Source organism: Vibrio palustris, from assembly GCF_024346995.1.
Taxonomy (GTDB): domain Bacteria; phylum Pseudomonadota; class Gammaproteobacteria; order Enterobacterales; family Vibrionaceae; genus Vibrio; species Vibrio palustris.
Genome location: NZ_AP024888.1, coordinates 933,777 through 958,729, shown reverse-complemented (window position 1 = coordinate 958,729; position 24,953 = coordinate 933,777). Strand labels below are relative to the sequence as shown.

Here is a 24,953-nt window from a genome sequence, read left to right as displayed (position 1 = left end):
GGTAATTAAGTGATGACGCAGTATAGAAAAGAGCCACCGCGGTTAAGCGGTGGCTCTTTTTATTGGTAAAAGCAAGTTGATGAGCGCTAAGATTACAACGGCGGTAACTGAGCGTTCGACGGCGATTTTTTCCGCTTTTTAGCTGCTTTATCTAAGCGTTTTACAACACTTAATAATTCATCTCCACCTTCAGTGTTGGCATTATTTGAATACAACGCCTGATCAAATGCTGTTTTTGCTTGTGTTAGCGTGTCGAGTTCCTCATCTGAGAGGGTGACGCTTTGTTGCCATTGCGATAAGGCTTGGCTTGCTCCAATCCCGTCTTGTTGCATAATTGCAGTCTGAAGAGCTTCATACGGCGTTTTTGGCGGTGTGGGCGAGGCTGCAGCCTTAGGCTCTAAGGAAGCATTAGCTTTAGAGGCAGAAGAACGTTTCCAATACACGGCTAATAGTAAGGTTACAATCCATAATAACGCTAATCCGCCAGTGAGGTAGGGCCAAAAGCCTGCATCAGTTTTGGTGATGATGGTGGTTTTTTGTGGCGTACTTGGCTGATTATCTGCCGGTAATGGTTGATTATCATCGCTCGGGATGACTTGCATCGTCAGCCCTGACACTTGGCTACGTTTTTCTTGGTTAGTGGTGGAGTTCCACCAATTAACGCTGACAGTGGGCAGGGTTATTTTACCGGATTGACGAGGTATGACGACTTGTTTCAGTGTCATCATAACATCGCCATTTTTCAATGTAGAAAAGTGCGGTTTATCGTTGTAAGAGCGAACCGATTTTGGATTATCTATATGAATATCCGGCAAGCGATCTTTCGCGATATCCGATACTTGCATGCTAATGGTGCGAGTGATTGAATCACCGACTTTAACATCTATCGCATCGCCTTGAATCGGTTTACCATCCGGGTCTTGCCAACGTTGTGTAAGGCTGAGTTTCGAGGTAGGTAACCACACACCCTTATAATTTTTCGGTTTAGGCTTAACGTTAATGGTATAAGTTTTTGGTACCGTATTAAGAGGTATCACACGTGTACGTCCGCCATAATTACCTCCAAATACGATCGAACCTTCAAATTTTGGCTCAGTTAATTGAAAGCGGCCTGGTTTGGTGGCAGTAACACGAAAGTTTTGATCAACCATGGTGACTTGCACGCCATTAATCACTTCTTGATGTTGATCAGGTTCGCTAACGGGGGTTAATTCCATGCCGTCGACTTTTGGGGGATCGATATTTTGACCCTGTAAACGACGCGGGTCGGCTTTGACAATCAAACGTGCTTTCAGTAAGGCACTTTCATTTGGGTACAAAGTGGTATTGCTTAAATGGCTTTGGACTTCAACGATATCATGAGTACTTGGGGCATCACTGTCTTTGCTGACGTGAATGGCAATACTTTGCGTATGCTCGCCGTCCACGGTAAAGCGGGGAATACGTAGAATACCCGTCTCTTTCGCCGCTAAAGGGATGGTCCACTGACTGTGTTCACTGCGGTCACCGTTAACAATTCGCGTCGATGTGCCAAAGTTAGGTCTTCCCATTTGAAAGTCTTTTTGCAGAACTGAAAAATCGATGGCATCCGACGAGACCTTATGATCAATGGTGACAGTTAATTGAAACACCTGATTTTGTACCACCTTGTTCTGACTAACGGTGGCATCAAAATCGCCTTTTGCATAGGCACTTAGGCTAAATAAGCCGAGTAACAGAACTGTACAGTACAGTGATAGGGTATGGGTTATCCGTGTCATAGTTACCACTTCTTAGCTTGCGTATCGGGTTGTGGTTGTAATTTCGATTGCAGGTAAAGCTGTGCACGCAATAGTTCACTTGGATCGCGTGCACTTTCTACTTGGTCGAGTTTTCTTAAAGCGGGGTCAACGTGTCGAGTTGAGGCTTGCGTGGCCGTCACTGACTTATCACCTTGTTGAGTTTGGTTTTTTATAGGATGAGCTGACTTTGCCTGAGCCGCAGACGCTTTGTCGTTATTGCTATTACGCGTTTGCTTATTGGAACGTGGCTGTGACGCGGCATCGGCGGATTTTTTCTGACTATCTGCATCTTTGGGACGAGAGGCTTGGTGTTGTGACTGCTTAGTCTGATCGGCGGCATGTGGTTTTTGCTGAGCCGATTTTTTCGCCTTAGATGAGGATGGCGATTGCGCGTTTTTAGCAGCGTTGCTATTGGGTTGATGAGAGCGGCCGTTATGAGTGTCTCCTTGGTGCCGATGTTGCGCAGAGGAGTTCGGTGATGAAGATGGCTCAGAGCGCTTCGATTGATTTTTTTGCGAATCAGACGATGACGGTTGTTTATTCCCTTTGTTGTTGCGATCGGATTTAGAATTGCGCTGTTGCTGTTGCTGTTGCTGTTGCTGTTGCTGTTGCTTTTGACGTTGCTGCTGAGCACGTTTCACGACAGATAGGTTTTTTTTCGCATCTTGATTGTGAGGATCGCTTTTTAACACTTGCTGGTAAAGTGCTTTGGCTTTATTGAGATCGCCGGCCTGTGCGTAGGCGTTGGCTAGGTTATAACGCGTATTGTTGTCAGGCTGTTTGACTTTAGACAAACTGTCGATCGCGCCTTGGTAATCGCCGGCTTTATAGCGTGCGACCCCTTGCCATTCTGGGTTAGTGAATTGCTGCGCGGCTTGCTGGTATTGCTTGTGTTGAAACGCTTGATGCGCTTGTTGATCCGCCGTCAAAAATGCGGAGGCTTGAGCTGATGGTGGCATCATCCAAGGTGTAATAACTAAAAACGCGGCAAACACTACCCCTCGACGAAAGAGCAATAAGGCTGGCACAAGCAAAATCAGTACAATCCAATAACCGTTATTGGCATGCTCTGTCACCGTTTGTCCTCCTTGGCTTTCTGTTAATGCTGAGACACTTTGGGTATGGCTTAAAATCGTATCGATATCTTTACCATCGCCACGATAGGGGACATAAAGCCCGCCAAGTGATGATGTTAACGCCTGCATAGTTGTCGTATTCATTTTAGCGATAACAGTATGACCTTGATCTTGTAGCATTGAGCCATTGTCTAATGGAATAGGTGCGCCAGAAGCGGTTCCTACCCCGAGTACGATTAAGTGCCAAGGCGTCCCGCTTAAGAGTGTTTGCAGTGCTTGGCTTTGTTGCTTATCAATACTATCGGTCATGAGAATAATATCGCCGCTAGGTACCTTGGCATCGGTCATGAGCTTGATGGCTTGCTTGACCCCCGCGACTACATTCGCCCCCTGATCAGGCATTATTTTGGGTGATAGCTCAGGCACTAAATTGGTAATCGTGCGAGTATCACTCGTCATTGGGCTAACGGTATAACCGCCTTTAGCAAAAGCCACTAATCCGGTTACCCCATCACGCCAACCTTTGAGAAGATCCAAAGCTTTATAACGCTGCTGGGTTAAGCGGTTTGGTGATAAATCGGTAGCGTATTGCGAACGAGACATATCCATGACCAATACGCGCGCGCTATTATTTGAAAAAGTGGGACGCGCTTGTTTTTCAAAGCTTGGCCCGGCCAGTGCGATAGCGGCGAATAGCCAACTTATCGCTAGCAGAGCGATAAAGCCCGACTGCTTTTTTTTGTTCGCAATGCCCAAAGCCGACGCTAAGTGTGGTGCAATCAGCGAGGCTTGTTTATTCGGCATGGCCAACCAAATGACTAGGATTGCCAAAGGTAAGCATGCCCATAACCAATGGGGGTGTAAGAATACGAAATCAGACATGATTTCTCCTTAAAACCATAAGTACAACAGAAAGTAGCAGCGCCAATGCGAGCGGCACACCGAACCATTCGGTTTGTGGGCGCCATGTTTGCGCGGCTTTCTTAACGGGCTCTAATTGATTAATACTGTCGTAAATATTTTGAAGATCTTGAGCATCACGAGCGCGGAAATACCGACCGCCTGTCATCTTCGCCACTTGTTTGAGGGTCTTTTCATCGAGGCCTTTTGCGGTATTAACTTTACGAGCGCCGAATAAGCTACGCACTGTCATTTCACCAGCGCCAACGCCAATCGTGTAAATCGTGGTATGGTATTTTTTGGCAATTTTGGCCGCTTCTATGGGGCCCATTACACCAGCGTTATTGCTGCCATCACTGAGTAAAATCATGACACGTTGCGGCGCGTTACCATCGATAAAGTTTTTCGTCGCAAGCCCTATGCCTTCGCCCATCGCCGTTTTTGTCCCAATAAGTTTGAGTACGGCATGGTCGACTTGATGTTCAACAGTGTTCAAATCAAACGTTAGGGGAGTTTGTAAATACGCGTGATCGGCAAAGTAAATCAATCCTAACCGGTCACCTTTACGTTTCGCCACAAAGTCTTTAAGCACATGTTTAACGGCGCTTAAACGGTCAATATAGTCATCGCCATCGCGCATGTCTTTTTCACTCATGGAGTAAGAAAGATCGACCACTAGCATCATATCGCGGTGCTTAGGAGATACATAGACAGGATCCCCATACCAAACTGGTCTAGCTGCTGCGAGCAGTAAGCATACCCAGATAGCGACAACCAGCCCCTTAGTCAACCACCCATTGGAGGTTGGCAGCGAAGATTGAGCGGGAAGATAGGGCAGAGTAATGGCTGCGTGTGTTTGGCGTGCTGGTACCCATTTATAAATCAATAATGGGAGTGGTAGTAGGCATAGTGCCCACCACCATACGAGTTCAATGTTTGCCACCTTTTTCTTTTCTCCTTTTTGCTGGTGGTAACGCTTCATTCACCCACTGATAGCAATTGTCTACTAACGCTGAAGCTTGCTCACTAGTTTGTTTTTTATACAAGGCTTGTTGCCATTGTGCTTCATTAACCATAAAAACGTTTCGGCCAATCTGTTCATCAAGAAAGGCGTACCAGTCTTTACCGGTAAGGTGAGCAATTTCATTACGCGGGAAGTAGCAAAATGCTGCTTGACGGACTAACTCCATGGCAGAAGAAGGCGATTGTGAGCCAAAGCTAGGATCAAGCAAACGCAAAGCGGCTTTTTTTGGGGCTAATTTTTTACGTTTCCAACGAAGCCTTAAAGCGCTGATGAGTACGATAAGCACAATGCCACTACCCACAGCCCACCATCCCCATGCTAGAGGTAACCAAGAAGGCGCATCCGGAAGGTGCACATCCAGCAATGGTAATGGAGTCGATGAAGATTTTTGCATAGTTTATTATCCGGCTAGTTGTTTAAGTAAAGGCGTACCACTGGAAATAGAGCGGTAATCTATGCCCATAGATTGACACAGTAATTCTAGTTTTTCTTGATGAGATTCAAAGGCTTTTTTGATCCCATTCCTAGTATTTAATGCGGAAAAGTTGAGCCAGCGCGTATCTTTACCATTGCTAACCCATTCAGCGCCGCGAAAACGTGTGTCTCCGACTTCTAGCGGATCATAAATGTGAATGAATTTTAAGCGATTACGACGGTTTATTTGCCCCAGTAAGGGTTTTAAACTGGTGTCATAGCGTATAAAGTCGCTGATGACGATGACATCACAACCCTTCGGGCATAAACGATGTAACGCTTGTAGTCCATTTTCCATGGAGTGTGCTGAGCCAGATGCGATAGATTTCAGTGCGCTCTCTTGGCCTTTGACTAATTGCGCGATGATTTGCAGCGGCCCTTTTTGTCGGCTAACTGGCTTTATTTCAATCAACGTCACGCCTGTATCGATTACAGCACCAACACGATCATGCTCGCCCACCGCTAACCAACTCAAAATACTCGCCACATGGCTGGCCTGTACAGACTTGAGCATTAATGAAGAGCCAAATTGCATTGACGAACTTAGGTCGATATACAAGATCGTCGGTTTCTCGCGCTCTTCAGTAAACAATTTCGTATGCGGTTTGCCGGTACGGGCCATGACACGCCAATCAATGGAGCGAATATCGTCCCCCGGCTGGTATTGACGAACTTCAGCAAAGTCCATCCCACGGCCGAGCTGCTTACTTTGATGCTGCCCTAATAGCTGCGACCATAAGCTTTTAGCCGGTGGCAACCACCGAGGAGTGTGCAGCCGATATGGCAGTAATTCATCCACACACAAATGAACGCCATCGGCATGTTCTGGCAGTGTGTCTGTCATCTACTTCTCCTTACGCACTACCTACTAGAGACATTAAATGAGCAATTACCTGATTAGGATGAATATTTTCTGCTTGGGCTTGATAAGACAAGACCAAACGATGTCGCAATACTGGAAAGATCATCGCTTGAATATCTGCTGGGCTAACAAAATCACGGCCTTGTAACCAAGCATGAGCGCGGGCGCAGCGATCCAGCGCAATGGTCGCACGTGGGCTGACGCCCAAATCAATCCATTGCGCTAATTTTGCATCGTATTTCTCGGGCTGGCGAGTGGCCATAACCAAACGAATCAGATAATTCTCAATCGACTCTGCCATATGAATATTCAATACATCTTGGCGGGCAGAGAAAATTTGTTCTTGAGTCACATGAGGGACACTCGAAGTGTGTTCGCCTTTTGCTTCGCCGCGATTTAAACGCAGAATCGCCAGCTCATCTTCTGCCTGAGGATAGTCGACATCAAGGTGAATCAAAAAGCGGTCTAACTGCGCTTCTGGAAGTGGGTAAGTCCCTTCCTGTTCGATCGGATTCTGGGTCGCCATGACTAAGAATAGCTTTGGCAGCGCATAGGTTTTACGGCCTGCCGTAATCTGTTTTTCCGCCATGGCTTCAAGCATTGCAGCTTGTACTTTGGCGGGGGCGCGGTTGATTTCATCAGCGAGAACCAGAGAGTTAAAGATAGGTCCAGCTTGGAAAGTAAACTCCCCAGTCTCTGGTCTGAATATATCCGTACCGGTTAAATCAGCGGGCAATAAGTCTGGGGTAAATTGAATACGATGGAAGCGTCCTTCAATGCATTGCGCTAATGCTTTAACAGCACGGGTCTTGGCTAACCCAGGTGGACCTTCAACTAAAATATGGCCATCGGCAAGTAGCGCAACAAGTAATTGTTCAACTAGCGAAGATTGTCCGACTACTTGTTGATTGAGATATTGCTGTAATTTTTGAAAAATTTCTGACTGCATAACACGTTAGTCTCTGAGTTTATTCATCTATTAGTGCGATAGAACCTAAAAAAGTTCCGTTTTCATCTTAATAACGGAGCATAACAAAAAAAATCATAATGTAATCGGTTGTATTATATTCTTACCCTTAAGAAGGATAAACATTCGCATACGATTAATATACAATCCGCTTCTTTTACTAAATTTTACACTGGCGTTTATGAGAGTTCTCATAAAATCGGTGGGAATACTTAGTGATTGTTATAATGATACGAAGAAAACTAGCAGCCTAGGGGCAAAGAATGTTTCTATTCAATCGAATAAGTATAAAGCAGAAAGTGATCATCGGCATGACGTTAGCTGTGCTGGCGTCAACCATGGTTTTGGGATTTATTGCTCAGCGTGAGACTCACGATGTGTTACGCCATCGTCTTATCGATGTTGAGTTGCCTTCGATGCTAAAAGAAATCAGCGATAAAGTGAATGATCAAGTCCTCACTTTACAAAATACGGCAGAGCAGCTTTCGAGTAGTGAATATGTTAAGAAAGCGGTCAAAAGCGATCCGATAAGTGATGATGATCAAAAAGTATTGGTTCAAGAGTTACAAAATGTCGTTAAGCAGTATGGCTTAAATGATGCCTCGGTTGCCAATCGTGACACCGGTGACTATTGGAACCAAGACGGTTTTTTACGCCGTTTAAATCACCAGCAAGATAGCTGGTTTTACAACTTCGTCAACTCCAATCAAAAGAATTTAGTGAGCATTTTCCAAGAGAAAGATGGCACGGTCAAAATGTTTGTTAACTACCAATCAGTGAGTGACGGCACGTTATCGGGCGTGTCTAAGTCTATGGATGACATGGTTAACTTCTTAAACAGTTTCCAGATCCAGAAGACTGGCTACGTATACTTAGCTGATGCGCAAGGTAAAGTGAAAATTCACCGTACTAAGAGCAAAGTGGGTGACACGTTAAGTCAACTTTATGGCAATGGTGCGAGTACATTACTACAGAAAACAGGCTTTAATTTGATCGAAACCGAGCATGATGGTGAAGATATGTTTGTCTCCAGCTTGTATGTAAAAAGCATGGATTGGTTTGTGGTCGGTGTGGTCCCAAAAGCCGAGATCTTTGCTGACATGGATGCGGTAACTCATCGTTTAATCTTCTCCACCATCATTGTTGCTATTGTCTTTATTCTGGGTGGTATTTGGCTCGGTAACAGTATTGTGAACCCTATTCGCCAATTAGCTAAGCGCTTTACCGATTTAGGCAAAGGAGAAGGAGATCTGTCCCAGCGCATTACTATTGAAACACAAGACGAAATAGCGCAACTTTCTAAAGGGTTCAATAGCTTTGTTGAAAAAATTCATCTCTCGATTCGTGAAGTGGCCGAAACCAGTAATGAATTACAGAAAGCGGCACTGAGTGTCGCGGAGAAAGCGTCACATACGCATGATAATAGTCAAGTTCAACGTGACCAAACGCTGCAAGTGGTGACCGCAATTAATGAGATGGGCGCAACGATCAGTGAGATTGCCTCGAACGCATCGACCGCTGCTGAAAGCGCCAACCAAGCCACATCAGATACTGTGTCTGGTACTGAAGTCGTTGGCCGTGCTAAAGAAGTGATTGGACGCTTATCAACCGATATTGAAAGTACCGGAGTTGTGGTTGAGAAACTCGCGTCAACGACGATTGAGATTGGTACTATTCTTGAGGTAATTCGTGGTATTTCAGAGCAAACCAACTTACTGGCCCTCAATGCGGCGATTGAAGCTGCACGTGCTGGTGAACAAGGACGAGGTTTTGCGGTGGTTGCCGATGAAGTTCGTAACTTAGCTGGGCGTACTGCAACGTCTACCGATGAAATTCAGAAAATGATTACCCAACTACAATCAGATGCCAAAGATGCGGTTGAAGCGATGGAAGCCGGTAAACTGGTTTCGCGTGATGGTGTGGCAGCATCGGATGAAACCGCTGAAGTATTGCAGTTAATATCCACGCGTATTCATGAAATTTCAGATCGTAATATTCAGGTGGCAACGGCAACGGAAGAGCAATCAACCGTAGTACATACCATTAATCAAAATATCGAAGAGATTAATTCTATCAACGAAGAAACCACAACAACGGCTGAACAATTAGCTGATGCCAGTATTTCGCTAAAAGAATTGTCTGCACGTCTTGATCGCACAGTGGGAACATTTAAACTCTAGTCAGCATTCAGGGAGTTGGATAAACTCCCTGACAAACATACGGATAGGGTTATAGTTATGAGTGATTTTGAACAAGAACTAGCACAAATTTCGCAAGAGAGTATTGGTGAAGAGGAAGAAAAATTACCAACGTTAGAAGAGCAACAAGCCATTGTTGCTGAGCTAAAACGCCTAGAAGAAAAAGGGGAGTTAACTCCGGAAATTCTAGAGCATTACTTTGGTAAGTTCTCTGCAGATACCGATGCCCCAGTGCATTAAGATTTGCTTATAGCGGAAAGATTTACAGCACTCAATAAAAAAGCTGCGTTCATACGCAGCTTTTTTTATGATTCATCGACTTCACGTTATTAGCGTACTAATTCAGTGGTATTACGGTCGAGATCTTTTGGATTCACGGTTGGCCAATCGTTTTTCCATCCCATTTTTAGGATACGTAACTTTTGCATGCCATTATCGGCGGTTTCATAGGCGTGGAATACTAAGTAATCTTTGCCATTAAAGGTGTACGCACCATTATGTCCGAGCGCTACCCAGTTTTTATTGCCTTTTAAAACCAACGAGCCGCCGCCGTCCATCATAGATTTGCCGTCTTTATCTAAGTAAGGGCCTTTGATGTCCTTACTACGGGCAACACGAATGTTATAAGTGCTGTCCATTTTACGACAACATAAGTCGAAAGAGGCAAAGAGATAGTAATAGCCATTTTTCTTAAAGATAAATGGTGCTTCAATGGCATCCGGAGGGCTCTCTTTAGGATCCCGATGCGCTAAGTTATACCATTCTTCAGGCTCGGCAATACGCGTCAAGCTTGGATCCAGTTTGACTAATTTCAATCCCCCCCAGAAAGAGCCAAAGCTCATCCATGGTGTGCCATCATCATCAAAGGTTACCGCGGGATCAATCGCATTCCAATTATCACGATTAGGGACAGATTCTAGAACAATACCTTGATCTACCCATTGATAGTCTTTTGAATTGGGATCAAGGGTTTTATTGATACTGACGCCAATACCAGAGGTGTTTTGACCAAACGCAGACACAGAATAAAAGGCGTAAAATTTACCGTTATGATGGATAACATCTGGAGCCCATAAATGACCATCAAAGTCTGGTGCAACGCGTCGTGCCCATTTAGGTTCAGTTTTAAATACCTTTCCTGCTTTTTTCCAGTGCTCCATATCTTTTGATGAGTAATACGGGATCCCAGGGCCGGTACTAAAGACATAATAAGTGTCGCCCTCTTTCGCCATCACAGGATCATGCACTTCAACTTGCTTGGCTTGACTGATTGCACTCACTGAGCTTAGAGCGCCAATTACACATGCTGACACTAACCACTTTCTAGATGGTTTCATCGGTAAGTTTCCTCATTATTTTTATGGTGTAGTAGGGGGTTACAGAGGCCGTTATGTTAAGGCTTTTCAAGAATTTGAATTGAGATCTATGTTGCCAATGTTAAATATTTTTATTTGAAATCAATGCATTGTGATGAAGTGCAAAAAGCAGGAAAGTTAGCGATTAATGTCGGGTATTTAGCAAATATTGACTAACCGCATCGGTCAATGTTTTGCCAAGCGTGGCACTATCAAACTCCCCAGACACAATCTCTGAACGGTTAATGATCATCGTTGGGACGGCATCAATACCTGCTTTTATCCATTGCGTCTCAATATTAATCACCGCCTGGCTCCAATTATCATCCGCTAGAACTATGGCCGCCTCTTGGCGATTTAAACCAACGTGAGACACGATAGTGAGCAATACTTGGCTGTCATCTAAGGGAAGATGTTGAACAAAGTAAGCATGATATAACTCGCGCGCTAATGCCGCTTGCTTGTTATATTTTGCAGCCCACAACAATAGTTGATGAGCCTTTCTTGTATTATAGATGTGTGTGTCGCTATCAAGAGAGAAAGGTATGGGCAGTGGTTGGCTATGTTGGGTTGCACGTTGCAAGCAAGTTTGTGCGGCTAATGCGCTAAGATTATATTTCTGCATCAAGTGAGCGACCAAGCCATGACCACCGCTTGGCAAGCTCGGATTAATTTCAAACGGGTGCCAATGAAAGTCGATGTGAATATCATCGTCTAACTGTGCTAAGACTTGCTCGAGTTTTTGGTAACCAATAAAGCTCCATGGACAAACGAGATCAATCACCCAATCAATCTGTAAAAATCGCGCCATAGAAGCAATCCTTCTGCTCATGTCATTACTGACAGCTCTTGGTTGCATGGTTATCGTTTTGACACCGCACAATGTTACGTACTTCGTATATCGTTCTCTTAGCATAATGATTGTGGTTATCGGTTTCTATAGTGTTTCTGTTAGGGTGTGATGAGTCGCGAAGTTGTTACTGAAATTGGAAGTTAATATACATGAGGTGGTTAAGGTTTCTGACCGCCAGTTTTGTGTCTTTATTAGCGGTAAAGCGCTTTGCAATAAAAAATCATACAATCTTTTCAGATAACGACATGAAAGCCATGACACTTCTAATAATAGTGATACAATCCGCGCCATCTTATAGTGATTGACTATACTTACCCACTTCTCTGATCATTGCGATTTATTAATCATTAGACGCTTGATAATCGACAGTATGGAAATTCCACGGGCAATATATTTCTTAGGATTCAATTTGAGAGTTTGCCTGTATTCTCAAGTACATTAACGAAACGATGAGAGTTTTAGAGGCTTTAATGGAAAACATTTACACCGCATATGACTTTTTAATGGCACACAAGCTATTGTTTACATCGCTAATTTTATTAGTGATTTGGTTTACTAGACGGACTTTGCTAAACCTTATTCGAGGTGATGTGGCATTTCTGAGTGATGACCAACGAGCGTGGATGTCACGAACTAAAAATGGCATTTTTGCGGGAACCTTACTGATTTTATTCGTATTGTGGCAATCAGAAATCAGTAATTTTGCGTTATCAGTAACAGCGATTGCTGTTGCTATCGTTGTCGCCTCGAAAGAAATTATTTTGTGTTTTACCGGCTCAATTCAGCGCGCCAGTTCTCGCTCATTTCGAATTGGGGACTGGATAGAAGTCGGTCAGTTGAGTGGCGAGGTCATCGAACACAATATTATGGCGACCGTGATTCAAGAAATCGACTTATTACATGGGCAGTATCACTATACGGGTAAAACGGCGACGTTACCCAATAGTATGTTTTTTGCTTACCCAGTGAAGAATTTAAACTTTATGAAGCGCTACGTGTTTCATAACTTTACAATGATCGTGCCGCATTTTGTTAATTTATATCCGCTTATTCCACATTTGCAAGCATGTATTGATGTGCACTTTGCCCATTTCATTGACGTTGCACGTCGTTACAACAGCATGATTGAAAAACACTCAGGGATAGATTTACCGAGTTCTGAGCCGCATATTGAAATTTTTAGCCATACGGCAGGTGAGCAACAATTGCATGTCCGTGTTTTTTGCCCAACAGAACGTGCTAATCACTTTGAACAACTGATTCGTCATGATTTTATGGTGTTATTTTCAGAGGCATTTCCAGGTTTGGTTGAACATGCCAAGTATACGCCGCTACCCGAGTTACCGGTTGAGGAAGAAGAACCAACAAAGTAGGCAGTGACATGCAAACTTAGCGAGCTGGGTAGGTGTGATCTAAGGATGGGTGGTTTTGAACGTCAGGCATTGATACATACCATCGATATTTGAGGCGCATCCTAATTTCATTAAATTGAAGATAAAAAAATAGCCAGCTTGCGCTGGCTATTTTAAGAAATCAAAAAGTAAAACTAGATTATACTACTTTGATGCTTTCAGCTTGAGGGCCTTTTTGGCCTTGAGTAATAACGAACTCAACTTGTTGACCTTCAGCAAGAGTACGGAAACCGTCACCTTGGATAGCGCTGAAGTGTGCGAAAACGTCTGGGCCGTTTTCTTGTTTGATGAAACCGAAGCCTTTAGTTTCGTTGAACCATTTTACAGTACCAGTAACTGGAGTAGACATAGTATATATCCTAAATAATTTTTAAATGTTGGCCTATCACGGCGCCCATAGCGTGGAAAAGTAAATTGCTATTGCGTACGACACGACGGGGGAGTTACAAGTAATCCAACGAAACAATGTGTATACAAAGAACTTTTTTTCTAGCTGCTGATGAGTCTAGAGTAATCAGAACAGTTGTCAATAATATCTTGTCTAATTGGGTACTTATACCGCGGTATTAACTGTAAAAGTTTGTGTTCGGTTACATATTTAGTGTAATGGTTTGCTGATACCCACATAAAATAAGTGAGCTAGCTATTGACAATTGCCTATGAAACGCGAATATTCACTGCGATGAAATGTCATCTTTAACGAAAATAGGTATAAGTCATGAGTAAGAAGAGCACCACTAGCACGGACAGTGTTGGTTTAGAGTGGGGACGTGGTCAAATCCAAGATAATGCGTTAAAAGCACTAGTGACCAGTAAAATATTTAAAACCCGTGTAGAGAAAGCGAAAAAAGGCAAAGGTAGCTACGTACGTAAAGCAAAACATAGTGGGACAGAGCCTTATGCAAAAGTAGCGTAAACGTTATTTTTGCATAAGGTTTTGAACCAAGGTTTATCTGCTGCTTTTTGTTAGATTATCCTCATCCATGCTAACGCTCTCACTTCCCCACATAGACATAAATTGTCACAGTTTCTATACCACTTTATGTTGGTATTCCATGTCACAGCTAGTAAAATTAAGTTAACCAGGTCTTAACGTTAGTGTGAATAAACCTTTTATTTTCCTTTTTTCACGAGCGGTTAGGTGACTGTTATGAAATATTTCATTATTTTAATGGTGTCATTGTTGGCTGGGGTCTTGGCTGCTGATCATATTGGTGCCTTTTTATTGGGCTTAGGTGTATCAAGTTTGGCGGTCGGTTGTTGCCACTGGTTTGCATTCCGTAGCTCGAAATTCCCACAATTAGCGCTCGCATTATTGATGTGTGGTTTATTTGCCAAAATCACGGTGACCGTGGTCGGCGTTATGTGGGGGGTGTCTGCAAACTTAATGTCATCTCCCTTCGTGTTCGCGCTGTCCTATTTATTCTTTTCAATCGTTGCGACCTATTTGTGGTTTCGTTATCAAGAATACATGACGAGTATTAAGCTCTCAGTGCGTCACTCGATGCAAAATGCGGACAGTGCCACACCCACAAATGTGTCATAGCCGGTGCGGCATAGCTCAAAATAAACAAGGCGTCACTGATTCAGTGACGCCTTTTTCTTATCCTCGTTGGTTCTTGTTATCCATAATGGTTTGTGCAGCAGTGTGTTAGAACACGTCACCATCACGCCTATTGATTGGATAAAAGCACTCATAACGAATACTGCGACGTTGATTGGCATAAGCGGTGTGAATTGAGGGAATGTTGCCTGTATTAATTGTTCCCCAAACCACATCGTTTTTAGAGACATTTTGGACAATAAATTGCCTTTGCGCGGCTTTAGCGAGACCAAGTCCTCGCCAAGGCTTATCCAGCAATATTTCATTAAAGTACACACCAGGATGACCGAGTAACTCATCCCTTTGCGCAGAAATGAGCCCGACTCTCTGTTGCTTAAAATAAATGAAGTACAGCAAACCTTGCTGCTGAGCTTCTGCAAACTCGTCGACTGAGTTTTGTTGGACGCGATCCTTCAATGACGGGGTGTCAAGATGAAACTGACGGTAGATAGCATCATACCAAGCATAATAATCATTATCTTCAACGGTTTTCAGTTGTATGTCGCTTTCTTGCGGCCATGCTAATTGAGCGATAATAGTGTTGGCGTGCGCTACCACATATTGCGCTTCAATGTGGCATTGAGGTAATGGTGCTGAGCGCCAAAAGACCAAGTGTTGTGGGTGAAATGCACGAAACAGATCATCAGTGGCCGCCTGTATAGCCGCCAGTTGCTGGGTATGCTCTATCACAAAATTGGGGCGTACCTGAATAAACGGTTGATGTGGATTCCCCCCTTTATGGCGAATGCCACAGATAATCGATTGTGTTTGACTTAAGGCAATACAATACTCTTGATAGTCGTCGGGTGTGGTATTTTCTATATTAAAATAGTCATGTCGTGCTTGCATTACCTTGGGTTGATTGAGTTCATGCCACTCGTCCAGAAATTCGCCTTGTAGCCATTGATGTGCTTGGGCAGGGTTAATTGGCAGTGTATTTAAATCATAGCTTTGTAAGTCAGCGTCGACGAATGATGTGATGGTTTGCTGTGAAAGTTGGTTCACGGTGTAGAATCCTTTTTATATGAAAAAAAGCGCGCTGAGCGCGAATGATGAATCTAAGTGGTGAGTGGATGCGCTGATTATATTTTTTCATAGGATTCTCCTTGTTCGTTCTTTCCTTTGGTTAACTTAGCAATATTTTGTTTTTTTCGTCAATGAGATGGTTGTGAGCTTGATGGGTGAGCCGTGATAGATGTCAGATTATTGTCCCATAACAAGGCATTTTGGTTATGGGTCATCTATGTTTAGAAATGCGCCTGCTCTGCATAATTGAGAGACTACCTGATAATAGCTTAGTTAATTCAAAATATTGTTATAAATCTTGTCGATATAAGTTTATGAAAAAATGGGTGTTTTTGTGTGTTAACCTGCTAATTTAGTAGGTTGTGGTGTATTATTTCTTAACCATAGATGACCATAAGGTGGTGGCATGTCTTTCCCCGTCCTCATTTGCGATGATTCCGCATTAGTTAGAAAACAAATGGCACGTTCCTTACCCGCTTCGTTGAACGCCGATATTACGTTTGCAGTTCACGGGGTGGATGCGTTAGAGCAATTTGAACAAAAAGAGTTTAAATTGATGTTTTTGGATCTCACCATGCCAGAGCTCGATGGATATGGCACATTAGAAGAGCTCAAAAAGCGTGGTATTGAAACCCCTGTCGTGGTGGTTTCAGGCGATATTCAGCCTAAAGCCAAAGAACGCGTATTAGCGCTCGGCGCCAAAGCTTTCATTCAAAAACCACTCGATAAAAGCACACTGAATCTTGTGCTTAAAGAGGTGATTAACCCACCTCAGCAAACACAAATCGTAACCCCCACGACACTTGAATTACCGATTTTGAAGCGTCGTGATATTTACATGGAAGTGGCGAACGTGTCGATCGGACGGGCAGCGGATGCGTTAGCGCGCCATTTTGATGTGTTTGTGCATTTACCGCTGCCGAACGTGAATATTTTTGAAGTGAGTGAACTGCACATGGCGCTGCGTGACTTGGCCGATAACGACCAAGTCTCAGGGGTATGTCAAGGCTTCAGCGGCGAAGGTATCGCGGGCGAGGCATTGGTGTTACTCAGTGATTCTAGTGTGTCAGACTTAAAACAGTTAATGCAGGTGCCAGCGGAGAGTGAAGAACTGCAAGAGCTGGAATTGCTGATGGATGTCTCCAATATTTTGGTTGGCTCTTTTCTCAATGGTCTAGGTCAACAAGCGGAAGTGCGTTTTTTCCAAAGTTCTCCGGTATTACTTGGACAACATATATCGATCGATAACATCATTAAATCAACCACGGGTTCTTTTTCAAAAACCATGACGTTTGAAGTCAGCTATAACATTGATCAAACGTCGATCCGCTGTGATTTACTCTTTATGTTTGTGGATGAATCGCTACCGTTACTAGATGATAAGTTGTCTTATCTAATGGAGGATTTTTAATGCTTTCAATGCCGGCAGAATTTGAACAATTTCACTGGATGGTCGATATGGTACAGAATGTCGATATGGGTCTAGTGGTATTAGATAAAGACTTTACTATTCAAGTGTGGAACGGATTTATGACTCATCACAGTGGCAAACAAGCAGGTGATGTGATTGGTAAAACCTTATTTGAAGTGTTTCCTGAAATTCCTGAGCATTGGTTTCGTCTCAAAGCTAAACCTGTTTATGACTTAGGATGTCGTAGCTTTATTACCTGGCAACAACGCCCGTATTTGTTCAAATGCCGAAATGTTCGGCCTATTACTCAACAAGCCGATTTCATGTATCAAAATATTACTTTGAACCCGATGCGAAACCCGACAGGGCAGGTTAAGTCATTATTTTTATCCATTGAAGATGCAACATCAGAAGCGCTCGCTTCATTAATGGTGAAAGAAAATAATCGCTAACCCAAAGAATTATCGTCAAAAAACATTTAGCATGGTGTCCATTTAGTTACATAGTGTCTGTCATTTTCCGTTTTTTATAGGTGGTCATATGCCTCTCCCAAGTCGCTTTTATACTGCGCAGCAAGTCAAAAAGGGTGAAGCTTCATCTGCTCAGATGAAAAGCTTACCGATGTTTGCTTTAATGGAAAGAGCCGGGCAAGCCGTATTTACTGTCGCGCTTGCGCAATACCCAACCTCACAGCATTGGTTGATTTGTTGTGGCGGAGGAAATAATGGTGGCGATGGTTACATTGTGGCTAATGTGGCAAAAAATATGGGCCAACGAGTCACGGTTTGGCATTCAAGCAACCCTGATGATCTACAAGGTGATGCTTTACGTGCTTATTATCAATGGGTCGATAAAGGTGGTGAGGTGTACCCCTTTGATGATGAAATTCCTGACGATGTGGATCTCATCATTGATGGTTTGCTTGGTATCGGACTAAGTGGTGAGGTACGCGAACCCACGTATGGGCTGATTAATATCATTAATCAGAGTCAAAAACCGGTCGTGTCTATCGATATTCCTTCTGGATTGAATGCCGACACCGGGGCCGTACTTGGGGTAGCGGTGCGGGCGAGTCACACCATCAGTTTTATCGGAATGAAGCAAGGTTTGGTAACCGGGCAAGCGCGTGAATATACTGGCCAGTTGCACTTTGCGGGGCTTGGTGTCTCGGATGTATTTGATGAACAAAACGAGCCGTCAATGCAAGCAATCGAAGCGCGTTGCGTACATGAACATTTACCCAAACGTGAGGCGTGTGCCCATAAAGGTTCGCATGGCAAAACATTGCTAGTGGGAGGGGACATCGGTATGGGCGGCGCTATGCTGTTAGCGGCGCAAGCGTGTGCGCGAGTTGGCAGTGGCTTAACGGCGGTGGCTTTGCATGGGCATAACGTCATGCCACTACTAACTACGATACCGGAAGTGATGAGTATCGACTGGCAGTCTGATGTCGCCAAGTCTCGATTAGATTGGTGTCACGTGATTGGTATCGGGCCAGGTTTGGGAAAAGGTGAAACTGGCAAGTATTGGTTTGATTGCGTGGCCGAACGAGCACAACCCAAAGTGATGGACGCTGATGCATTGTTTTTCTTAGCGCACACTCCTCATTACGATGATAACCGTATTATGACGCCACATCCTGCGGAAGCGGCGCGCTTGCTAGGTGCCAGTGTGGCGTTTGTCGAAGCGGATCGTTTTAAAGCTGTACGTTCATTGCACGAACGTTACGGAGGGGTGATTGTATTAAAAGGCGCAGGCACTTTGGTATACGATGGTGAGCAGCTCTTAGTGTGTACAGCGGGGAATCCGGGCATGGCAACAGGTGGCATGGGCGATGTTCTTACCGGGGTAATCACATCGCTGGTGGCGCAAGGGTTAGACCTGTTTAGTGCTGCGCAAGTTGGCGTATGGATCCATAGTAACGCGGCGGATAAAGACGCCGCATTACAGGGGGAAAGAGGCTTACTCGCGAGTGACTTAATTGCTCATTTACGTCAATTCGTTAATTAGCGGTACGCCATGGGAGAGTGCATTAGTCAATTAACTCATTGCCTGAGCGCTCGCCTGTCATAAATGCGCGGATACTGGTTAACGTCGTCTGTGCAATATTGTGTAGAGCGTCCTCGGTTAAAAACGCCTGATGCCCAGTAAACAACACATTATGGCATGAAGATAAACGTCTAAACACATCGTCAGTAATGACATCATTGGATTTATCTTGAAAGAACAGATCTTTTTCGTTGTCGTATACATCTAAGCCTAACGAGCCAATCCGTCCTTGTTTTAGAGCTTCAATGGCGGCAACGGAATCGAGCAATCCTCCGCGACTGGTGTTGATGATCATGACGCCATCTTTCATTTTTTCAAAAGCTGATTTGTCGAGTAAGTGTTGGTTGTTTTTCGTGAGTGGGCAATGCAAACTGATAATATCAGATTGTGCATAGAGCTCATCAAGAGCGATGTATTCTGCCCCCAATGCTAGGGCATCTGGGTTTTCAAATGGGTCATAGCACAACACACGCATCCCTAAACCTCGTAAAATCCGAATCGCAGCGACGCCAATTTTACCTGTACCAATCACGCCAGCGGTCTTGCCATGGAAGTTAAATCCGACCAAACCTTCAAGGTTGAAGTTCGCTTCACGGGTGCGTTGATACGCTTTATGGTAGCGACGATTAAGGCACATCATCAGGCCAATGGCATGTTCGGCAACGGCTTCTGGAGAGTAGGCTGGGACACGCACGACTTGCATGCCTAATTGACGTGCTTTGTCTAAATCGACCTTATCAAACCCAGCGCAACGCATTGCAATAAGCTGAGTGCCACCTTTGTGTAGCTGTTCGAGCACATCCGCGTCCAATTCATCATTGACAAAAGCGCACACTACTTGACAGTCATGAGCCATTTTTGCGGTTTTTTTTGTGAGTCGAAAATCATGAAAAGACAGGCAAAATTCGTCTGAATGGGCGAGTTGATTAAACGACGATTGGTCATAAGATTTCGCGCTAAAAAAGGTAACGTTGATCATTTGATCTCCTTAAGTGACTACAGGACGACTCACATCGATACTGACAATGAGTTATCGGGTATTCTGGATGGCGTAATGTATGCAAATCATGCCAAGCTTTAAGTGGTATATAGTGATTTAATGCAAAAATAAACCCCGTGTGGTTAGGGATATTAATTTTCTTGGTGTTTTTGTATGAAAAATGAGCGAGCGAGAGGCTTTTTTCAGGGTAAAATAAAGATATTTTGCGTGATAAATGTCACAAATTCATATTAGGGAAGGCTTGTTACTAAAATATACGGCTCTTGCTAACAATAAAGCCAATAAGCGCTATATGTTAAGCTATTGATTTTTAGTATATTTTTACGTTTTATCGAAAAGGAAAGATCAGGGTATGCTTTCTTGCTGATGGTATCACAAAAATTTTTCAAATATCAGTCTTGTGAGAAATAAAACTGAGCCTATAATGCTGAAAACCGGAGCGTCTGCCAACGCTCCGGTTTTTTTGTGTCCGAAAAGTTTTTACGTCTGCCAACGTAATCACGAAGCACTATGCGGGACACTGTAGTTAATCAGACTAGGAATTGCACAATGCGTATCGAACAAGAACTTAAGTTAGGTTTTAAAGATGTCCTGTTTCGCCCGAAACGTTCTACCCTTAAAAGTCGTTCTCAAGTAAATTTAACCCGCGAGTTTACATTCAAACACAGCGGTCGTCAATGGTCTGGTGTACCTGTTATTGCCGCGAATATGGATTCTGTCGGTACTTTTGACATGGCGACAGCATTGGCTGCGCACAATGTAATGACGGCGGTGCACAAACACTACACGGTGGAGCAGTGGGCGGACTTTGTTAAGCAAGCCGATGCTAACACCTTAAATAAAGTGATGGTTTCAACCGGCACTTCGGATCGCGACTTTGATAAAATCCAACAAATCTTAGCACTGAGCGATGAACTTATCTTCGTGTGTATTGATATTGCCAACGGTTACTCTGAGCACTTAGTAGAATTTGTTGAGCGCGTTCGCGCTGCCTTTCCTGATAAAGTGATTTCAGCGGGTAACGTGGTCACGGGTGATATGGTCGAAGAGCTGATTCTTGCGGGTGCTGACATTGTTAAAGTCGGCATCGGCCCAGGCTCTGTGTGTACCACGCGAGTGAAAACCGGTGTGGGTTACCCACAGTTGTCAGCGATTATTGAATGTGCCGATGCGGCGCATGGCCTTGGTGGCCGCATTATCGGTGATGGCGGTTGCGCGTGCCCAGGTGATGTATCTAAAGCGTTTGGCGGCGGCGCTGACTTTGTGATGCTCGGCGGTATGCTTGCAGCGCATACCGAATCTGGTGGCGAGCTAGTTGAGAAAGACGGTAAAACCTTCATGAAATTTTATGGGATGTCGTCTGAGTCAGCGATGGCTAAACACTCCGGCGGTGTTGCCAAATACCGCGCGGCGGAAGGAAAAACCGTGGTATTGCCATACCGTGGCAGTGTCGAAAACACCATCCAAGATGTACTTGGCGGCGTGCGTTCAACCTGCACCTACGTTGGCGCCGAGCACTTAAAAGAGCTTACCAAACGCACCACCTTCATCCGTGTACAAGAGCAAGAAAACAACGTGTACGGCAAAGAATAGCTCAACTGAGCCTCGTAATATGAAAATCATCAAAAGCCGCTTTTAGCGGCTTTTTTACATCACAAATGTCAGTGTCGTCTACTGACGTAGTTGAGATTCAAAGTTAACTGTGACGACTTTAGTGCTGAAGCTTACCTTTTTACTCCCCACGTAAGGGGGAGAACCTCTTAGCGCTCGCCTTGAATCCACTTCCCATCCCCGCTTTGTTGTTATAACGGCGAATCACGCGACAGACCCTTTATTTTTATCTATGTATAAAAATCAATAAAAACAGTTACTTAAAAATTATCTCAAAAAAAGGGTCAAACTAGGGTTTTACTGTTAAGCGATTGGTATTAGACATTTTTGTGCTATATTATTCTAGTTCACTGCCGCACAGGCAGCTTAGAAAGCCAAGTAAGTCAGAATAGCAATTGACGTAAAGTTCACTGCCGCACAGGCAGCTTAGAAAAAAACACCCTGCCGTATCCGCTCGACGTGTCGGTTCACTGCCGCACAGGCAGCTTAGAAAAGCGCGTAAACTTTTTTAAAAAATAATTTGACGTTCACTGCCGCACAGGCAGCTTAGAAAATAGGTTCTTACCTATCCAATATCGCGCCATGGTTCACTGCCGCATAGGTAGCTTAGAAAGATTTCGTAATGCTAGATGAAGCGCCCATGATCGGGCGCTTTTTACGTCTAATGAGAAGCTAATAAGTTGTAAAGTACGGCGAGGAGGTTTCTTATTTATCATGCCACGTAATTGAGCTTATCACTCACGGAATCCATTATTAAGGAGGTGATTGGGTAGTGTGGATAAATCGCTAAATAGTTTGTTTATTGAACAGAGTAATTTTGACTAACGGTGAGTTGTAGCGAAGTAAATAAAATCAGCTGAATCACTACCGATTTCTTAGGCATCTTTTAGTTAGATAGAATAGACAGGTGTTGATGAGCCGCAGCTAAGCATGGATTCTCAAACAAAAATAATGTGGTTTACGGTTGTATTTTATGCGTTGGTGACAGTCATTGGCGGAAAGATATTCATAAAAAAGCCATACCGAAGTATGGCTTTATAGGTATATGAAGCAAGCGAGATAATTACAGGTTCGCCATCATATCGTTGATGCGATCTTGTGCCGATTGCAGAGCGTCTTCTACTGGAGTTTCGCCCGTGATGGCAGCAGCCAACTCTTCACCAATAATATCTTGCACAGCAAACTGACGTTTAACACCGTTTGGTAAGCCTTTACCTGTTTGGGTAATCGAAAGGATTTCTTTACGATGAGGCAGATCTAAGAACTCTTTTGTTTTCAACACAGAGCTGACACTTGGTAAGTGTCCAGTACGTGACCACTGAAAATCATGCGAGCTGAAGAACTTAAAGAATCGTCCGATGGCTTTTTGCTCGGCTTCTGAATGCTGTTGATTCGGAACTACCCAAGCGTGGCCGTCCACAAAGTGCGATTTCGATTTATGGTATAAGAACGGATAAGGTTCGGCATCATACGATTGGTATAGTGGACTTTTTGGGTTTTTCGATTGTTTATCGTAAGCACTAATCAACCAGTTACCATTTAACAGAATGCCACCTTCAGCATGGCTAAATGCGGCAACAGTGGCTGGATAATCCATGTGTTTTGTTGTTAGGTTTTCATCATAGATTGTTTTGAATAGATTCACGACGTTTTTAGCTTCAGGCGTTACTAACTTCACTTTCTTAGGGTTAGCAAAGAAATCGCTGTCTTGTTGGAACATATACGTATAAAACAGACGTGCATACGCTGCGGTTTCATTACTTAAACTTTGGATCATGTAAGGTTTACCCGTCGCTTTTTTAAATTGACGAGCTTGCTCAAGTAGTTCTTTTGGCGAATTAGGCAACACGGGTTTGCCATCTTTCATTAACCCTGCTTTGGCCATTAATTTGGTATTAATGTGGAAAAGCATCGTCCACGTGTCTAAAGGTAGGCCATAAAAATGTCCGTCACGGGTAACGCCACGGGTTGCCGTTGGCGTAAAGATGCTTTTCTTGATGCCTTCGTCTTTCAGGTACTTATCAATAGGCACAATCAACTTGCGCGATTGATAATCTGAAATTACTGAGTCATGCATAGTGACAATATCTGGTGGCGTACGAGCGGCCATTTGTGCGGTTAATTGGTCGTAGCCCGGCCATGCCACAGTCGATACTTTCAAATCAATATCAGGGTTTTCTTTTTGAAATTTATTCAGTAGCGTGGTCATAATGCCACATTCACCCGAAGCGTCAGCAACGTCGGTTGAGTTTCCGTACTCAGCGTTACACGCACCAAAGAAGCGTTGTAATTGTATTTCTGTTTTTGCTTGTACTGCTCCCGCGGTCATCAGACAGCTTAAGGCGAGCGTTAATGTTTTCACTCTAGTTTTCATTATATAAACCTTCTGTTTCTTTGATGTTATTGATTAAAATAACTTTCTCTTTGTAGGGTGAGAAAGATGTCCTTATTGTTTAACTGCGCCGCCCGCAACCGCGGTTACGATATGACGTTGGAAGAAGATGTAAACTAAGATAATTGGAATTGCCGAGAAGATGGCTTGAGAGCTTAAGTATCCCAATCCTTCTGTTTGCGCAAAGTTAGTTTGCGAAGAGGCAATCCCGACAGTGATGGTATACATCGATTTATCCGTCGCCGAAATCATTGGCCAGAAGTAATCGTTCCATGATGTTAAAAACGTTAATATCGCAAGCGTCGCTTGTGCTGGTATCGTTAACGGTAATAACACTTTAAAGAATATTTTGAATTTAGAGGCATTATCCATGATCGCCGCTTCATCAATTTCTTTGGGAATGGCTTTAAAAAATTGCGTCATCAAAAAGACTCCAAACGGAGCAGAGAGCCCAGGTAAAATAAGCCCAGCATAGGTATTGTGTAGATGCAAAAGGCTGAATATTTGGTGACGAGCAATAATGACCGCTTGTTCTGGCACGGCTAACCCCATAAGAACGACGACAAAAATGACGTTCTTCAGAGGAAAGTCTAAACGGGCAAAGGCATAGCCTGCCAGTGATGACAGAGTAAGTACACCAAGTGTCATAAATAGAGACACGATGACGCTGTTTATAAACCATTGAAAAACTAGCGAATTATGGAAGATGTTTACATAGTTTTCTAAGGTGTATGGGAAGTGAAAAACTGCATCAGAACCTAGCATCAATTCTTGGTTATCTTTAAGACTTAACCCAACCATCCACAAGAAGGGTGCAATCATTAAAAGTGAGAAGATAATGGTAAGAATCAACCAAGGGTTCAGCGCTTTTTGGCTCCCAGGGCGGAACGTTTTATAGCGACCTTTGCCTTGATCTTCCTTGATATTGGTTTTTGTCGACATTTTTACTGTATCCATTG

22 protein-coding genes and 1 CRISPR repeat array are annotated in these 24,953 nt (G+C 43.8%); of the genes, 9 read left to right on the top strand and 13 right to left on the bottom strand.

Annotation, left to right across the window (positions count from 1 at the left end; all coding sequences use genetic code 11):
• Positions 1–92: 92 nt before the first annotated feature.
• From OCU30_RS16785 to OCU30_RS16760, 6 genes are read right to left on the bottom strand one after another with little or no spacing between them, the layout of a single operon-like run.
• The gene (locus OCU30_RS16785; RefSeq protein WP_077314821.1) at positions 93–1,760 is read right to left on the bottom strand and encodes a BatD family protein; all 1,668 of its coding nucleotides are present in this window, start codon (positions 1,758–1,760) and stop codon (positions 93–95) included.
• Positions 1,761–1,762: 2 nt separating this feature from the next.
• Complete coding sequence (locus tag OCU30_RS16780) at positions 1,763–3,739, bottom strand: vWA domain-containing protein (protein ID WP_077314822.1); 1,977 nt, start codon at positions 3,737–3,739, stop codon at positions 1,763–1,765.
• Positions 3,732–4,700 (bottom strand): VWA domain-containing protein, encoded by a 969-nt coding sequence (locus OCU30_RS16775; protein WP_077314823.1) that lies wholly within the window; start codon positions 4,698–4,700, stop codon positions 3,732–3,734. The genes OCU30_RS16780 and OCU30_RS16775 overlap by 8 nt, the downstream gene beginning before the upstream one ends.
• Positions 4,687–5,175: a DUF4381 domain-containing protein gene (locus OCU30_RS16770; RefSeq protein WP_077314824.1), complete on the bottom strand. Its 489-nt coding sequence runs from the start codon at positions 5,173–5,175 to the stop codon at positions 4,687–4,689. The genes OCU30_RS16775 and OCU30_RS16770 overlap by 14 nt, the downstream gene beginning before the upstream one ends.
• A gap of 6 nt (positions 5,176–5,181) precedes the next feature.
• Positions 5,182–6,099, bottom strand: a complete 918-nt coding sequence (locus tag OCU30_RS16765) for a DUF58 domain-containing protein (protein WP_077314825.1) — start codon at positions 6,097–6,099, stop codon at positions 5,182–5,184.
• A 10-nt stretch (positions 6,100–6,109) separates the two neighbouring features.
• Complete coding sequence (locus OCU30_RS16760) at positions 6,110–7,066, bottom strand: AAA family ATPase (RefSeq protein WP_077314826.1); 957 nt, start codon at positions 7,064–7,066, stop codon at positions 6,110–6,112.
• Positions 7,067–7,347: 281 nt separating this feature from the next.
• On the opposite strand from OCU30_RS16760, the gene OCU30_RS16755 reads away from it, so the two are divergent.
• On the top strand, positions 7,348–9,264 hold the full coding sequence (locus OCU30_RS16755; RefSeq protein WP_077314827.1) for a methyl-accepting chemotaxis protein: 1,917 nt from the start codon (positions 7,348–7,350) through the stop codon (positions 9,262–9,264).
• A 57-nt stretch (positions 9,265–9,321) separates the two neighbouring features.
• Positions 9,322–9,522, top strand: coding sequence for a restriction endonuclease subunit S domain-containing protein (locus OCU30_RS16750; RefSeq protein ID WP_077314828.1), 201 nt, complete (start codon positions 9,322–9,324; stop codon positions 9,520–9,522).
• Positions 9,523–9,611: 89 nt separating this feature from the next.
• Here OCU30_RS16750 and OCU30_RS16745 read toward each other — a convergent pair whose 3' ends face one another.
• Together OCU30_RS16745 and OCU30_RS16740 are read right to left on the bottom strand one after the other, a co-directional pair.
• Entirely contained in the window at positions 9,612–10,619 is a 1,008-nt protein-coding gene (locus OCU30_RS16745) for an arabinan endo-1,5-alpha-L-arabinosidase (RefSeq protein WP_077314829.1), read from the bottom strand.
• A 163-nt stretch (positions 10,620–10,782) separates the two neighbouring features.
• On the bottom strand, positions 10,783–11,448 hold the full coding sequence (locus OCU30_RS16740) for a DsbA family oxidoreductase (protein ID WP_159439145.1): 666 nt from the start codon (positions 11,446–11,448) through the stop codon (positions 10,783–10,785).
• Between the two features lie 512 nt (positions 11,449–11,960).
• On the opposite strand from OCU30_RS16740, the gene OCU30_RS16735 reads away from it, so the two are divergent.
• Positions 11,961–12,863 (top strand): mechanosensitive ion channel family protein, encoded by a 903-nt coding sequence (locus tag OCU30_RS16735; protein WP_077314831.1) that lies wholly within the window; start codon positions 11,961–11,963, stop codon positions 12,861–12,863.
• A gap of 178 nt (positions 12,864–13,041) precedes the next feature.
• On the opposite strand, the gene OCU30_RS16730 is transcribed toward OCU30_RS16735, so the two are convergent.
• Positions 13,042–13,251, bottom strand: a complete 210-nt coding sequence (locus tag OCU30_RS16730) for a cold-shock protein (protein WP_077314832.1) — start codon at positions 13,249–13,251, stop codon at positions 13,042–13,044.
• 369 nt (positions 13,252–13,620) lie between these two features.
• Here OCU30_RS16730 and OCU30_RS16725 point away from each other — a divergent pair, with 369 nt between their 5' ends.
• Both OCU30_RS16725 and OCU30_RS16720 read left to right on the top strand, forming a co-directional pair.
• Positions 13,621–13,818: an alternative ribosome-rescue factor A gene (locus OCU30_RS16725; protein WP_077314833.1), complete on the top strand. Its 198-nt coding sequence runs from the start codon at positions 13,621–13,623 to the stop codon at positions 13,816–13,818.
• Between the two features lie 234 nt (positions 13,819–14,052).
• Positions 14,053–14,448: an NADH:ubiquinone oxidoreductase gene (locus OCU30_RS16720; RefSeq protein ID WP_077314834.1), complete on the top strand. Its 396-nt coding sequence runs from the start codon at positions 14,053–14,055 to the stop codon at positions 14,446–14,448.
• A 105-nt stretch (positions 14,449–14,553) separates the two neighbouring features.
• On the opposite strand, the gene OCU30_RS16715 is transcribed toward OCU30_RS16720, so the two are convergent.
• On the bottom strand, positions 14,554–15,510 hold the full coding sequence (locus OCU30_RS16715; RefSeq protein ID WP_077314835.1) for a hypothetical protein: 957 nt from the start codon (positions 15,508–15,510) through the stop codon (positions 14,554–14,556).
• A 427-nt stretch (positions 15,511–15,937) separates the two neighbouring features.
• Here OCU30_RS16715 and OCU30_RS16710 point away from each other — a divergent pair, with 427 nt between their 5' ends.
• From OCU30_RS16710 to OCU30_RS16700, 3 genes are all read left to right on the top strand, one after another.
• Complete coding sequence (locus OCU30_RS16710) at positions 15,938–16,942, top strand: response regulator (RefSeq protein WP_077314836.1); 1,005 nt, start codon at positions 15,938–15,940, stop codon at positions 16,940–16,942.
• On the top strand, positions 16,942–17,394 hold the full coding sequence (locus OCU30_RS16705) for a PAS domain-containing protein (RefSeq protein ID WP_077314837.1): 453 nt from the start codon (positions 16,942–16,944) through the stop codon (positions 17,392–17,394). The genes OCU30_RS16710 and OCU30_RS16705 overlap by 1 nt, the downstream gene beginning before the upstream one ends.
• Positions 17,395–17,482: 88 nt before the next feature.
• Positions 17,483–18,952, top strand: a complete 1,470-nt coding sequence (locus tag OCU30_RS16700; RefSeq protein ID WP_077314838.1) for a bifunctional ADP-dependent NAD(P)H-hydrate dehydratase/NAD(P)H-hydrate epimerase — start codon at positions 17,483–17,485, stop codon at positions 18,950–18,952.
• A gap of 22 nt (positions 18,953–18,974) precedes the next feature.
• Here OCU30_RS16700 and OCU30_RS16695 read toward each other — a convergent pair whose 3' ends face one another.
• On the bottom strand, positions 18,975–19,970 hold the full coding sequence (locus tag OCU30_RS16695) for a 2-hydroxyacid dehydrogenase (RefSeq protein ID WP_077314839.1): 996 nt from the start codon (positions 19,968–19,970) through the stop codon (positions 18,975–18,977).
• Between the two features lie 570 nt (positions 19,971–20,540).
• On the opposite strand from OCU30_RS16695, the gene OCU30_RS16690 reads away from it, so the two are divergent.
• Positions 20,541–21,584, top strand: a complete 1,044-nt coding sequence (locus tag OCU30_RS16690) for a GMP reductase (RefSeq protein ID WP_077314840.1) — start codon at positions 20,541–20,543, stop codon at positions 21,582–21,584.
• A gap of 363 nt (positions 21,585–21,947) precedes the next feature.
• Positions 21,948–22,216: direct repeats of the CRISPR family, unit length 29 nt; unit sequence GTTCACTGCCGCACAGGCAGCTTAGAAAA.
• A 449-nt stretch (positions 22,217–22,665) separates the two neighbouring features.
• On the opposite strand, the gene OCU30_RS16685 is transcribed toward OCU30_RS16690, so the two are convergent.
• Both OCU30_RS16685 and OCU30_RS16680 read right to left on the bottom strand, forming a co-directional pair.
• Entirely contained in the window at positions 22,666–23,976 is a 1,311-nt protein-coding gene (locus OCU30_RS16685; protein ID WP_077314841.1) for an extracellular solute-binding protein, read from the bottom strand.
• Positions 23,977–24,048: 72 nt separating this feature from the next.
• A complete protein-coding gene (locus tag OCU30_RS16680; RefSeq protein WP_077314842.1) occupies positions 24,049–24,951 on the bottom strand; it encodes a carbohydrate ABC transporter permease in 903 nt (300 codons plus the stop codon).
• Between the last annotated feature and the right edge of the window lie 2 nt (positions 24,952–24,953).